The sequence below is a fragment of the Acidocella sp. genome, from assembly GCF_035535915.1.
Lineage (GTDB): Bacteria > Pseudomonadota > Alphaproteobacteria > Acetobacterales > Acetobacteraceae > Acidocella.
Map to the genome: position 1 here is coordinate 1 of NZ_DATLPB010000032.1, position 13,899 is coordinate 13,899.

The window sequence follows — 13,899 nt, forward strand, 5'->3', positions numbered from 1 at the left end:
AAAGTTTTTGCGCCGCTTTTTTCAAAAAGCGGCCACTTCCTTTCTCCCCGCCGGCGCCGGCCGGTAGCGCGGCGCCGGATTTGCTTCCGCCAGCACGGTCCAATGCCGCAGAATCAGGTCGATCTTGGCGAAGACCAGCGCCAGATCGGAAAATTCGCGGTTGAGCCGGGCCTGGGCGCGCAATTCCCGGTGCGAAGGCTCGCCGGAGATCAGCCGCGCCCCGGCCGAGACGCGCAGCGCCCCTTGCATCCCTTCCCCACCCGGCTGCGGCAGCGGCACAGGCTGGCCGATATGGCAGATGCGCGCCGCCAGGGCGCCGGCTTCGGGTAGCACTGCCGAAAGGTCGGTATTCAGCCAAAGATACACGCTGCGCGCCTCCGCCGGGGTGAGGCAGCGGGCGGGCGCATGCGGCGCGCGCAGCGAGAAGGTGAAAATGCTGGGCAGAAGTTCCCAATCCTCCGCGCCGTCGAACCGGCTGATGCCGGGCGCCTCCAGCAATGTGAGGGCTTCATGCCGGGCGATGGCGGCGCGCACGGTCTGCCCGAAGCCGCGCAGAATCTCGCCGCGCCGCGCCGGGGCCACGCGCAGCAATGCGCGGATTTCCGCCAGCGCCGCCTGCCAGCGCAGCGCCAGGCCGTAATTGCCGACCGGCGGCAGATGCAGGGCGGCCGGGCAGTCGGTGGGGAATTCGTCACGGCCGAAATAAGCGTCCAGCCCGTCCGGCAGCAGCGCACGCTGCAACCGTGCGGCCACCCACGCCGGCAGCAGCGCCGCCCCGGCGAAGGGGGGGCCGGTGAAAAACTTGGACCCGGTGATCAGCACGACCGAATCCAAGGCGAGATAACGCTGGATTGAGGCCGGGGAGAGCCGCGCCTGGCAGGCATCGAGCACGATATCGAAACTCTGCCCGTATTTCGCGCGCATCTCCGCCAGGAAAGCGGGGCGTGGGGCGAGCAGGCCGGTTTTCGACAGGTCGAGCCCGTGCAGAATCACGCGCTGCCCGGCTTCAATGCCTTGCGCCATCGCCGCCGCGATATCCGCCTCGATGTCCGGCGCCGGCCGCAACGCACCGGTCGGGCCGCGCAAGGCAATGTTCACCAGTTGCGTATCGTCCCGGAACCCGGTGATCGGCGCCTGGAAGGTCACGTCATGGCCGAGCGCGGTATCGACTGCGAAATGCAGCCCGCGCGCGGCCATCGGCACGCCACGCCCGGTCTCCTCCGGGGCGATGAGAATGTTCAGGACCGGCCGGTCGCTTTCCGCCAGATGCGAAAGCGCCAGGGCCAGCAGCTCGGTATCGGTGCCGGAGGCGGCGAAGACGATTCGCGTCCCGGCCTCCAGGCCAAACGCGCGGAAAATGCCGCGCCGCACCTCTTCGATCGCGTTGCGCACCGCGATCCGGCGGTCGACGCCCTTCAGCAGCGCCCGCGTGGTGCGCAGCCGGGCGCGATCAGCGGCCACATAGCCACGCTCGGAGGAGGAAGAGGCGGTGGAAGAGGCAAAGGTTACCGCCCAGGGGCGCGGCCGGTGGCTGCATCCATAGCCGTTCAGCGCCGAAAGCGGATCGCGCGCCAGGCGGATGTCTCCGCCGGTCTCCATCAGCGCCTCAACCGTGCCGAGCAGGCCCCAGACGCTGCGCACCAGGGCGATTTCCGCGCTGCCGGCAGCAAAATGCGCCGCGATCGAGGCGGAAGCGGGGGCGATTTCGGCGGCCATCACCGGCACCCAGCCGGGGAGCGCGGCACGGTCGGCCGGGCTCAGCGCCTCGGCCTCGGCCTCGATGAACTGCGCGCTCACCCGGGCCGCCGCCAGTTCGGCCACGGACTCGGTCACGCCCTGGCGGCGCAACCAGGCTTCCTCCAGCGCATGGCGCAGAAAAAAGCCCAGCAAGGCCGGGCGTTGATAGGCAATCTCGGGCAGGCTGACGGAAACCCCGCGAAAGGCGGCGAATTCCGGTTGCGAACAAAGGGCATCGAGGTGCAGCTTCCGCTCGACACCGATCAGCGTGGGACTCGTCATGCGGGCTCCGTCCGAAGAGTGAGGCCGCTTACCCCAGTCGGCCCGAAAATTCCACTGGCATCGGTTGCGGAGACGCCCGTCCCTCCCCCATTTGAGCTTATACCCGCCTGCCGTTCAGCCACGGATTGGCTGAATTGTCATTTGCGAGGTTAACTTTTGTCGCGGGCTCATTTAATCAGCCCTATACGATTCCAAGGAGCGACACTTTTGGCGACGATGTATACCGAGACGGTGCAGACCGTCCGGCACTGGACCGACACCCTGTTCAGCTTCACCGCGACCCGCAATCCCGGATTCCGCTTCATCAGCGGCCAGTTCACCATGATCGGGCTCCAGGTCGAAGGCAGGCCGCTGCTGCGTGCCTATTCCATGTGCAACGCCAATCACGAAGATCAGCTCGAATTCTTCTCGATCAAGGTGGCCGACGGCCCGCTGACCTCGAAGCTGCAAAAGCTCGCCCCCGGCGACCAGATCCTGGTCGGCAGCAAGCCCACCGGCACGCTGATCCAGGACAATCTGCTCCCCGGCAAGACGCTGTACATGCTGGGCACCGGCACCGGCCTCGCCCCGTTCGTCAGCATCATCAAAGACCCGGACACGTATGAGCGCTACGAACACGTGGTGCTGGTGCATGGCTGCCGCGCCATCCCCGAGCTCGGCTACGGCGAACTGGTGGTCAACCGCCTGTTCGAGGACGAGTTTTTCGGCGAGATGGTGAAGGACAAGCTGCTCTATTACCCGACCGTCACGCGCGAAGCGTTCCGCAACACCGGCCGCATCACCACCCTGCTGGAGACCGGCAAGCTGGAAGGCGATCTGCAGCTCCCCCGCCTGAACCGCGAAACCGACCGCGTGATGCTGTGCGGCAGCCCGGCCATGCTGTCGGACCTCAACAAATTCCTCACGGAATCAGGCTTCCAGGAAGGCAACCATTCCGAACCGGGCCATTTCGTGATCGAAAAGGCGTTCGTTGAGAAGTAAGGAAGCGCTACTTTTTGTGAACAAAAAGTAGCAAAAAACTTTGTTATGCTGGGTCATGGGCGTTGGCGCTGACACAGCCTCAGGCCCAGCATAAAAAAAGTTTTTGGTGCCGCTTTTTTCAAAAAGCGGCCGCTTCCTTCCTCAGAAGCGGCGGAAGGACGCCCTTATCTGCCCGCGGGCAAGGAAATAGCCGATCACGCCGAGCACCAGCAGCACCGGGATGATGAACAAAGCCGCCCAGAACATGACGGCGACGATGCACAGCGCCACGCCGAACGCGATGAGCCGGGCGATGATGGTGCCGATCGACGCAGGGGCAGGTTTCGGCGGGTCGATGAACGCGCCGTCGGGGGTCATATCGATGACCGGACCGTGTGATTTTTCCATGGGGCGAATATAAGCCGCGCTCCGGGCAAATCAATCATGCGCGTCCGCCGCTTGGTCCGCGCGCGAAAGCCCCTACGTAATATTGCGATTGCAAACTCATTACGGAGCCTTGCTTGACCATGTTCTGGAGCGGCTACCTCACCGTGTTTCTCGTCCTCGGCTTTCTCGATGCCGGCTGGCTGAGCTTCGCGCTCAACCATCTCTATCGGCCGGCCCTGGGGCATTTGATGGCGGAACGGCCGCGCATGCTGCCGGCGTTGCTGTTCTATCTGGTCTATCCGCTGGGCGTGACCGCGCTGATCGTTGTGCCGAGCCTGAACGGGCTGGGCCTGCATTACGCGATTACTCGCGGGGCGATCCTCGGCCTCACCGCCTACGCCACGTATAACCTGGCCTCGATGGCAAGCCTGCGCAGCTGGCCGGCCTGGATCAGCCTCGTTGACATCGCCTGGGGCACGCTCACCACCTGTGCCTCCTCCATCGTCACGGTGTTCGTGCTTGGGCGGGTTGGTTGACGGGGGCGCCAAGGTTAAGCTCAGCACAATTCCTCCGAACTCAAGGATACCCCGCATATGGCCGCTCGCTCCAAAAGCGACGCACCAAGCCTTTTTAGCCTTCACGCACCCCGCCCGCTGGCTGACCGGCTGCGCCCGCAAACGCTTGGCTCGGTGGTGGGCCAGGACCATCTGCTCGGTCCCGGCGGCCCCATCGCACGGATGGTCGAGGCGCGGTCCCTCTCGTCGATGGTGCTGTGGGGCCCGCCGGGCACCGGCAAAACCACGATCGCCCGGCTGCTCGCGCAAGCGACGGATCGGCATTTCGAGACCTTGTCCGCCATCCAGAGCGGGGTCGCGGATTTGCGCAAAGTTTTCGAGACCGCGCGGCAATGGAGCGAAACGGGCAAAGGCACGCTTTTGTTCGTCGACGAAATCCACCGCTTCAACCGCTCGCAGCAGGATGCGTTCCTCCCCGTGGTGGAAGACGGCACCATCACCCTCATCGGCGCCACCACCGAAAACCCGTCTTTCGAGCTGAACGGCGCGTTGCTGTCGCGGTGCCGGGTCTTTGTCCTCAAGGCGTTGGACGAGGCGGCGCTGGAGCACCTTGCCGAGCGCGCCGAAGCCGAACTCGGCAAGGCGCTGCCTTTGCTGCCCGAGGCGCGGGCCGGGCTGCTGGCGCTCGCCGGCGGCGATGGGCGCTATTTGCTGAACATGATCGAGCAACTCTGTTCGGCCGAGATCGCCGGACCGCTCGATACCGCCGGAATGGCGCAATTGCTGCAACGGCGGATGGCGACCCACGACAAAGCCGGCGACGGCCATTACGACCTGCTCTCCGCGTTTCACAAATCCTTGCGCGGCTCGGACCCGCAGGCGGCGCTCTACTACGCCGCGCGCATGATGGTCGCCGGCGAGGCGCCGGAGACGGTATTCCGCCGCCTGGTCTGCGCGGCCTCCGAGGATGTCGGCATGGCCGACCCGCAAGCCATGGTGCAGGTGATCATGGCGTGGGACGCCTATGAACGCGTCGGCTGGCCCGAGGCGCGGCTATTCATGGCGCAGGCGATCAATTATGTCGCCACCGCCCCCAAATCGAACGCCTCCTATCTCGGGTTCGACGCGGCGATGGGCGTGGCGCAGCAGACATCCCACCTGCCCCCACCTTTGGACGTGCTGAATGCGCCGACCAAGCTGATGAAAGAGCTTGGCTATCACGCGGGCTACCGATACGACCACAACCAGCCCGATGCGTTCTCCGGCCAGGAATATCTCCCGGCACAGCTCGCGGGAGAGAACCGGCCGGAATTCTACCAGCCGAACGAACGCGGCTATGAGCGCGAAATTATCAAGCGGCTGGATTATTGGGCCACGCTGCGGGAAAAACGCCGGGCTCAGGAAAAGTAAAGTAAGCGGCCGCTTTTTAAAAAAAGCGCCGCAAAAATTTTTGTTTACGCTGGGCCGGTGGCGTTGAAACTGCACGGGCCCAAAGTAATCAAAGTTTTTTTGCTACTTTTTGTTCACAAAAAGTAGCGCTTTCCCTTCGCTTGCGCTTAGAGAGCGCATGATTCAGCAATTCGAAGTGACGGCGAACGAGGCCGATACCCGTCTCGACCGGTTTCTGCGCCGCCAGGTGGACGGCCTGACCCAGGGCACGATCCAGCGCCTGCTGCGGACCGGCAAAATCCGCGTGAACGGTGGGAAAGTCGAGGCCAACGCACGCCTCGCCGCCGGGGACATCGTGGTGATGCCGAGCATCACGCCGCCGAAAGAGATGCCGAAAACCCGGCATGTGATGGCGCTCGACCCCGGCCAGCAGCGCGATCTGGAAGCCATGGTGCTGTATCGCGACGAGGACGTGATCGTGCTGAACAAGCCCGCCGGGCTGGCCACGCAAGGCGGCAGCGGCATTTCCGTGCATCTCGACGGCATGCTGGACGGCTTGCGCTTCGGCGCCGAGGAACGGCCGAAGCTTGTGCACCGGCTCGACCGCGACACGTCGGGCATCCTGCTCCTGGCGCGCAGCACAAAAGCGGCGCGCCAGCTCGCCGTCGCGTTCCGCGGCCGCGACGTGGAAAAGACCTATTGGGCGCTGCTCTGGGGCGTGCCGGAAGCGCTCGAAGGCCGCATCGACCTGCCGCTGCTGCGCGTCGAGACGGGCGGCTCCTCGCGCTCCGAGCCGGCGCCGCGCAAACATCCCGAGGCGCTGAAGGCGCAGACCGATTACCGCATCCTCGATTACGCCGGCCGGAAATTTTCCTGGGCGGAACTCAACCCGCTCACCGGGCGCATGCACCAGTTGCGCGCGCATTGCTTGGCGCTCGGCACGCCGATCGTCGGCGACGCCGCCTATGGCGCCGCCTTCGCCGAAGGGTTCGCGCCGCAATTGCATCTGCACGCGCGCCGGCTGCGCGTGCCGCATCCTGCGGGCGGCACGCTCACCGTGGAAGCGCCTCCCCCGAAGCATCTGCGTGACGGCCTGATCTATCTCGGCTTCACGATTCCTGATGTTATGAAGCCGCAACGTCGCGGTTAAGCGAAGAAAGCAGCCGCTTTTTGTAAAAAGCGGCGCAAAAACTTTTTGTTTACGCTGGGCCTGTGGCGTTGAAACCGCACGGGCCAAACTTACAGAAAACTTCTTTTTTTCAAAAAAGAAGCCCTTATTCTCCCTTCCTCTGCCTTCGTGAACGCTTCGTAAGCCGATCGCCCCTAGGCTATGCAGCGCGGGCATGGCAGGAACGAACCATGCGGCGGTGCCAAAAATATCTGATTGCCGGGCTGTGCGTCATTCTGGGTCCCGCCGCTTATGCCGCCGAAACCGTCCATTACACCGTGACGTTCCAGCCCAGCGGCGACGCCAAACTCGACACGCTGCTGAAGCAGACTTCCTCGCTCGCCTCTTTGCAGAAAGGCGTTCCCGCCGCGCCGTTCGCGCTGATCGGCCGTGCCCAGGCCGACACCGACCAATTCACGGTGGTGCTGCACAGCCTGGGCTACGATGCCGGCACCGTCACGGTCACCATCGACGGCATGACGCTCAGCGATCCGGCTTTGTTCGATCATCTGCAGCAGGCCCCGGCGGGCGAGAGCGCCAAAATCCTGATCACGGCGCACCCGGGCGCGGTGTTCCGTCTCGGCCGCGTCGACGTCACCGGCCTGCCGCCCGGCTTCAAGCCACCGGCTCTGGTCAAGCCCGGCCAGGAGGCGCTCGCCGCCCCGATTCTCGCCGTCACGCCGGCGCTGCGCACGGCGCTGCACAATGAAGGTTACGCCTTCGCATCGGTCAGCGAGCCGCAGGCCGTCGCCGTGCCCGCGGCGCACCGTCTTGACGTCTCCTACCAGGTTACGGCCGGGCCACGGGTGAAGATCGGTCCGATCCGGTTTTCCGGCCTCACCCGCACGAACGAGGCGTTCCTGCGCCGGCATATCGCGTTGCAGGAAGGCCAGACCTACAGCGATACGGCGATCACCGCGGCGCGCGACTCGCTGCTCAATCTCGGAGTCTTTTCCGCGGTCACGCCGCTGCCCCAGGACGAATTAGCGCCGGACGGCCAGGTGCCGATTTTGTTCCGTGTCACCCAGCAAAAGCTGCACGCGGTCACCTTCAGCGGCAGCTACGCCACCGACGTGGGCATGACGATCGGCGCCTCCTGGGAAAATCGCGACCTGTTCAGCCATGCCGAAACCCTCACTTTCACCGCGGCGGCGAACGGGCTGGGCGGCACCGGCACGGTTGCGCCGGGCTATGATCTGAAAGCCGTGTTCGCGAAGCCCGATTACTATATGCGCGGCCAGACGCTCACCGCCTCGCTCGAGGCGCTCGATGAATCGCTGAACGCTTACGACCGCACCGCCATTGTCGCCGGCGTGCAGGTTTCCCGCCCGCTGACCCCGCATATCACGCTCAGCACCGGCCCCCGCTTCGTCACCGAGCGCGTTGTCCAGAACAGCACCGCGCGCTCCTATGTCCTCGCACAGCTTCCCACCATCTTGGCCTACAACACCACCGACAGCGTGCTGGAACCGACGCGCGGCGTCATTGCCAGCCTCTCTCTCACCCCCACGGAACCGCTCGCCGGCACCGCCTCCGCGCCCTTCCTGATCGCCTATGCTTCGGCCTCCACCTATCTGGCGGTCGAGCCTAAGGGGCGCGGCATCATCGCAGTGCGCGGCCAGGTCGGCACCATCCAGGGTGCTTCGCAATTTCAGGTCCCGGCGGACCAGCGCTTCTATGCCGGCGGCAGCGGCACGGTGCGCGGCTACGCCTACCAGACCGTCGGCCCGCTCTTTCCCAACGACACGCCGGAAGGCGGGCTCGCGCTCGATGCTTTCAGCCTTGAATTTCGCCAGCATATCGGCAAGAGTTTTGGCATCGTCCCGTTCGTCGATGCCGGGCAGGTCAATACCGGCAGCACGCCTTTCACCGGCCGCATGTTCGTCGGCGCCGGTCTCGGCGGACGCTATTACACCAGCATCGGCCCGATCCGCGTCGATTTCGCGGTACCGATGACCAGGGTCGCCGGCGATGCTGGGTTCCAGATCTATGTCGGTCTCGGGGAAGCATTCTGATGCTGCGCACCCTGAAAATTTTGCTTCGCCTATGCGGCTTTCTCATCCTGCTGGCGGTGCTGGCGATGGGCGGGCTCGTTATCGGCCTCAACACCGGCGCCGGCCGGCATTTCGCGGTGACGCAAATCAATCGGCTGTTGGGGCCGCAAATCGAAATTTCGGGCCTCGGCGGGCATTTCCCGGCGGATCTCAAACTGGCGTCGCTGCGCATGGCGGACGCGCAGGGCACATGGCTCACCGGGGAAGAGCTGGAGCTCCGCTGGCAGCCGGCCGCGCTGCTGCACCACGACCTGCACGTCACCTCTCTGACCGCCGCAAGGCTGGAGATTCCGCGCCTTCCGCAGCAGGCGGCCTCCGGCCCGCCCTCCGGTTCCGGCGGTAGCGGGACATTTCCGCCCGTCTCGCTCCGGCTGGATCGCCTCGCGGTGCCGCAACTGGCGCTGGGGCCCGCCATCGCCGGCCAGGCCGTCACGCTCGACGTCACCGGGGCCGCGCGCCTGCCGCGACTGCAGAATTTCGATCTGCAAAATCTCCGCCGGGGCAGCGCCACCCTCAATGCGACGACGCCACAAGGGGCGGACTACCGGGTTCTGGCCACGCTCGATGGGCAGCAGGTACAGATGAAGCTGCATGTCGCCGAGCCCAGCGGCGGGCTGATCGGCCAGCTCGCCGCCCCGCAGCTTCACACCCCGCTCGCGCTCGACCTCGCCATGGCGGGACCGCGCGACCATGCCGCGCTGAATTTCGCCCTGGCGCTGGGGGCGGCGCGGCTGAACGGTCACGGTACGGTGGGCCTGATCCCCAACGCGCCCAGCGCCGATCTCGTGCTCGACATCCCGGCCCTGGCGCCCTTCGGCGCTTTCGCGGCGCAACAGATCGCCGGCAACGCGGCGCTGCATTTGCATGCGGCCCAACAACCGAATGGCGGTACCATATTGGCGCTCGACGGCGCGGTGGCGCTCAGCCAGGCCCCGTTCGACGCGGCCAAATATGTCGGTCCGGCCGGGCGTTTCTCGCTCCGCGCCAATCTCCAGGACCAGAGTCTCGGCATCGAGCAGTTCGACGCCTCCGGTGCGGCCTTCAGACTCTCGGCCTCCGGCAGCATCGCACCCTCCAGCTTTAACCTCGAGACACATGTCAGTCTGCCGCAAGTGAGCGATTTCGCGCCCGGCATTTCCGGCCAGCTCGCCGAAGACGGCTCGATCGTCGGCGCGCCGCGGGATTTCGCCGTCAATGCGCTGCTCACCGGCGATCTTGTGGAAAAAAACGTGCCTTCCGGGCCGTTCAGCATCGGCATCAACGCCCAGCATCTGCCGTATTTGCCCAGCGGCACGCTCACCGGCAGCGGCGCGCTCTTGAACGCGCCGCTGTTGCTGGCCGCCACGTTCGCCCGCGCGGCCGACGGAACCATGACGCTCGTGATCAACAATGCGCTGTGGCGCTCGCTGGACGCGACGGCCAATCTGACCCTGGCGCCGGGCGCCTACCTGCCGACCGGCACGGCCAATTTCAAGCTCGGCAACCTGGCCGATTTCCAGAGCTTTTCGCCAGTGCGTCTGCGCGGCAGCGTGAACGGCGATTTTTCGCACCTGCAAGGACAGATTTTCAAGCTCGACCTCGATGCAAAAAACCTGCTGGTGACACCGCAATTGGGCGCCGTGGATACCACGATCCACGCGCTTGGCCCCACCAAGGCGCTGAACGTCAAGGCCCGGGCGAACATCGCCAACCTCGCTTCCGCGCCGGCGAGCCTGGCCCTCGCCGGCGTGCTCGACCTCGATGACCGCTCCGCCAATGTAACCGCGCTCAGCGCCTCCTGGCGGGATATCAACACGCGGCTGCTCGGGCCGACCTCCATCGCCACGCAGTCCGGCATCGTCGTGCGGCATCTGGCGCTGGGTCTGAATGGCGGGCGCATCGCGCTGGACGGCAGGCTGACCCCGCAACTGGCCGCGACGGTGGACGTGCAGAATCTGCCGGCCGACACCGCCCGTTACTTCGCGCCCGGCATCAAGGCCACCGGCCTGCTCTCGGCCACCGCCACGCTCACCGGGCCGCGCGACGCGCCTTCCGGCAAGCTCACGCTGGCCGCGCGGAGCCTTAAACTGCATGAAGGCGAGGCAGCGGCGCTCCCACCCGCCGACATCAATGCCAGCGCCAACTTCACCAGCCAGAACGCCACGATCGACGCGCATATGACGGCCGGCCCGATGATCGGCCTGACCGCCAGCGGGCTGGTCCCTCTGAGCCGGACCGGCGCGATCAATCTGCGGCTGAACGGCCGCACCGATCTGCGCGTGCTCGACCCGTTCCTTGCCACGCGCGGCAATGTCGTGCGCGGCGAGGTGGCGGTGGATATGATGGTCACCGGCACGCCTGCCGCGCCGCAGGCCCGCGGGACCGCCACGCTTGCCAATGGCGCCGTGACGAATATTTCCTCCGGGCTCAACCTCACCCGCATCAGCGCGCGGATCGGGGCTAACGGGCGCCTGATCACCCTCGATTCCCTCAACGCCACCGCCGGCGAAGGGCGCATTTCCGGCTCCGGCCGGGTGGACCTCGGCAATCCCAACATGCCGCTCGACGTCACCGTGATCGCCACCGACGCCACCCCGATCTCGTCCGACATCATTGACGAGACGCTGGATGCCAACCTGCATCTGGCCGGGGCGTTGCGGGGCAAAATGGCACTCGGCGGCACCGTGCGGATCACCAAGGCGAACATCAACATTCCCCGGTCGCTGCCGCCGAATGTGGCCAACCTGCCGATCATCTATCCCGGGCAGGCCCCCCCGCCCCCGCCGACGCCACCGCCGCCGGTCGCGCTCGACCTCACCATCAGCGCGACCAACCGGATCTTCGTTCGCGGCGATGGGCTGTTCGCGGAGCTGGGCGGGCATCTGCATATCGGTGGCACCGCCGACCGCCCAGATCCCGAAGGCGGATTCGAGCTGATCCGCGGCAATCTTTCCCTGGCCGGCAAGACGCTGCAATTCTCCAAGGGGCAGATCGGGTTCAACGGCGCCGGCTTCATGCCAACGCTCGACCTTGAAGCCACCACGGTGACCACGACCAACAACACCGCCTCCCTGATCATCGGCGGCACGGCGGCGCAGCCGAAAATCACCTTGACCAGCACACCGCCTTTGCCGTCCGACGAGATCCTGGCGCAATTGCTGTTCGGCGAGAGCACCTCCGGCCTCTCCGCTTTCCAGGCCGCCTCGCTGGCGGCGGCCCTGGCGCAGCTCTCCGGCGTCGGCAGCGGGCTGAACCCGCTCGCCCGCGTGCGCAGCGCGCTCGGCCTGGACGAATTGTCGTTCGGCGGCAGCGGCTCCGGCCCGCCTTCGGTACAGGCCGGACGCTATGTCGCCCCGGGCGTTTATGTCGGCGCCAGCCAGGCCACCAACGGCCAGGGCACCCAGGCCAGCGTGCAGATCAATTTGTATAAAGGGCTGAAACTGAACAGCTCGACCGGCACGTCCAGCACCGGAACCGGCGATGCCAGCAGCATCGGGCTGACGTATCAGTTTAACTATTGAGGAAGTAAGCAAGCAGGCGCTTTTTGAAAAAAGCGCCGCAAAAACTTTTTTGAAACTGGGCCAGGGGCGGTGAAACCGGCACGGCCCAAAGTAAACAAAGTTTTTTTGCTACTTTTTGTTCACAAAAAGTAGCGCTTTCTTCCTGGGCTTACCTTCGCTCGCGCGTCGCCGAGAACGTCAGCTCCGGAAAATTCTCCTTCATCCGGTTCAGTTCCCAGCTATTGCGCACCAGGTAGACCGGCGCGCCCTCGCGGTCCTCGCTCATCGCGTTCTTGTTCACGTCGATGAAGAATTTCAGCCGCGCGGCATCCTCCGAGAAAATCCAGCGCGCGGTATCGAACGGCGCCGGCTCGAACGCCACCGGTACGTTGTATTCCTCGACGATGCGGCTGGAGAGCACGTCGAGCTGCAGCGCACCGACCACGCCGATGATCCATTCCGAACCGTTCATCGGCCGGAACACCTGGGTCACGCCCTCCTCGGCCAGATCTTCCAGCGCCTTGCGCATCTGCTTGGCCTTCATCGGGTCGGCCAGGCGCACGCGGCGCAGGATTTCCGGCGCGAAATCGGGGATGCCGGTAAAGCGGATTTTTTCGCCGCCCTCGGTGAGCGTGTCGCCGACTCTGAGCGTGCCGTGATTGGGGATGCCGATAATGTCGCCCGGATAGGCCTCCTCGGCCAACGAGCGGTCCTGGGCGAAGAAGAAGATCGGCGACTGGATGGCCATCGGCTTGCCGGTCCGCGAATGCACGAGCTTCATGCCGCGCGTGAATTTGCCCGAGCAGATGCGGGTGAAGGCGATGCGGTCGCGGTGCTGCGGGTCCATGTTGGCCTGCACCTTGAACACGAAGCCGGAGACCGGGGTTTCGCTCGGTTCCACGATTCTTGTGTCGGCCGCGCGGGGCTGCGGCGGCGGCGCATGCGCGACCAGCCCTTCCAACAACTCGCGCACCGAATAATCCTTCAGCGCCGAACCGAAATACACCGGCGTCAGATGGCCTTCGGCATAGGATTGCTGGTCGAATTCCGGAAACACGCCGCGCACCAGCTCCACATCCTCATCGAGCTGCGCCTGCTGATCCGGCGGAATGGCGAAGGTCGCGCCGCGCCCGTCTTCGCCGGGCTTCACCGCTGACACCGGGCGGTTGTTGCGGATATCGAAACAGCCGCGGAACAGCCCGCCCATGCCGACCGGCCAGACCATGGGGCAGATGTCCAGCGCCAGCGTGTTGGCGATTTCATCCAGCAGATCGAAGGCGTTCTGGCCTTCGCGGTCCACCTTGTTGATGAAGGTGGTGATCGGGATGTTGCGCAGGCGGCAGACCTCGAACAGTTTCTTGGTCTGCAGCTCGATGCCCTTGGCGGCGTCGATCACCATCACGGCGGAATCCACCGCGGTAAGCGTGCGATACGTGTCTTCGGAGAAATCCTCGTGGCCCGGCGTGTCGAGCAGGTTGAATACCGCGCCGCCGAATTCGAAGGTCATCACCGAGGACGTGACCGAAATGCCGCGCTGGCGCTCGATCTTCATCCAGTCCGAGCGCGTCTGGCGGCGGTCCTGCCGTGCCTTCACCATGCCCGCCTCGTGAATCGCGCCACCGAACAGCAGCAGCTTTTCCGTCAGCGTGGTTTTGCCGGCGTCCGGGTGCGAGATGATGGCGAAAGTGCGCCGCGGCGGGATTCCGGTCGCACCGTCGGCGTCGGTCGTGGGCAGGCTCTGATCCATCGCCGTCCCCTACCGCGACGAGAGCAGCAAGGAAAGTGGCCGCTTTTTGAAAAAGCGGCGCAAAAACTTATGTTTACGCTGGGCCGGCGGCGTTGAAACCAGCACGGCCCAGATTTAAAAAAGTTTTTTGCTTCTTTTTTTCAAAAAAGAAGCGCTTCCTTTCCCTGCCTTGCCTTACTCA

General features: G+C 65.1%; 9 protein-coding genes. 6 read left to right on the forward strand and 3 right to left on the reverse strand.

What is annotated here, in order from left to right:
- Nucleotides 1-21: 21 nt before the first annotated feature.
- Nucleotides 22-2,019: a hypothetical protein gene (locus VNC39_RS04505; protein ID WP_325396610.1), complete on the reverse strand. Its 1,998-nt coding sequence runs from the start codon at nucleotides 2,017-2,019 to the stop codon at nucleotides 22-24.
- A gap of 216 nt (nucleotides 2,020-2,235) precedes the next feature.
- On the opposite strand from VNC39_RS04505, the gene VNC39_RS04510 reads away from it, so the two are divergent.
- A complete protein-coding gene (locus tag VNC39_RS04510; protein ID WP_408840180.1) occupies nucleotides 2,236-3,000 on the forward strand; it encodes a ferredoxin--NADP reductase in 765 nt (254 codons plus the stop codon).
- 141 nt (nucleotides 3,001-3,141) lie between these two features.
- Here the strand turns inward: VNC39_RS04510 and VNC39_RS04515 are convergent, their stop codons facing one another.
- Entirely contained in the window at nucleotides 3,142-3,387 is a 246-nt protein-coding gene (locus VNC39_RS04515; protein ID WP_325396614.1) for a hypothetical protein, read from the reverse strand.
- Nucleotides 3,388-3,506: 119 nt separating this feature from the next.
- Between VNC39_RS04515 and VNC39_RS04520 the strand changes: the two genes are divergently transcribed.
- The 5 genes from VNC39_RS04520 (at nucleotide 3,507) to VNC39_RS04540 (ending at nucleotide 11,992) form a co-directional block, all read left to right on the forward strand.
- Nucleotides 3,507-3,902: a DUF2177 family protein gene (locus tag VNC39_RS04520; protein WP_325396626.1), complete on the forward strand. Its 396-nt coding sequence runs from the start codon at nucleotides 3,507-3,509 to the stop codon at nucleotides 3,900-3,902.
- 57 nt (nucleotides 3,903-3,959) lie between these two features.
- Nucleotides 3,960-5,291, forward strand: coding sequence for a replication-associated recombination protein A (locus VNC39_RS04525; protein WP_325396616.1), 1,332 nt, complete (start codon nucleotides 3,960-3,962; stop codon nucleotides 5,289-5,291).
- A 157-nt stretch (nucleotides 5,292-5,448) separates the two neighbouring features.
- On the forward strand, nucleotides 5,449-6,420 hold the full coding sequence (locus tag VNC39_RS04530) for an RluA family pseudouridine synthase (protein WP_325396618.1): 972 nt from the start codon (nucleotides 5,449-5,451) through the stop codon (nucleotides 6,418-6,420).
- A 209-nt stretch (nucleotides 6,421-6,629) separates the two neighbouring features.
- Nucleotides 6,630-8,453 carry an autotransporter assembly complex protein TamA gene (locus tag VNC39_RS04535; protein ID WP_325396620.1) on the forward strand — a complete coding sequence of 608 codons (1,824 nt, stop codon included), beginning with the start codon at nucleotides 6,630-6,632 and terminating at the stop codon, nucleotides 8,451-8,453.
- Nucleotides 8,453-11,992 (forward strand): translocation/assembly module TamB domain-containing protein, encoded by a 3,540-nt coding sequence (locus tag VNC39_RS04540; protein WP_325396622.1) that lies wholly within the window; start codon nucleotides 8,453-8,455, stop codon nucleotides 11,990-11,992. Before VNC39_RS04535 ends, VNC39_RS04540 begins: the two co-directional genes overlap by 1 nt.
- A 148-nt stretch (nucleotides 11,993-12,140) precedes the next feature.
- Here the strand turns inward: VNC39_RS04540 and VNC39_RS04545 are convergent, their stop codons facing one another.
- Entirely contained in the window at nucleotides 12,141-13,718 is a 1,578-nt protein-coding gene (locus tag VNC39_RS04545; protein WP_325396624.1) for a peptide chain release factor 3, read from the reverse strand.
- Between the last annotated feature and the right edge of the window lie 181 nt (nucleotides 13,719-13,899).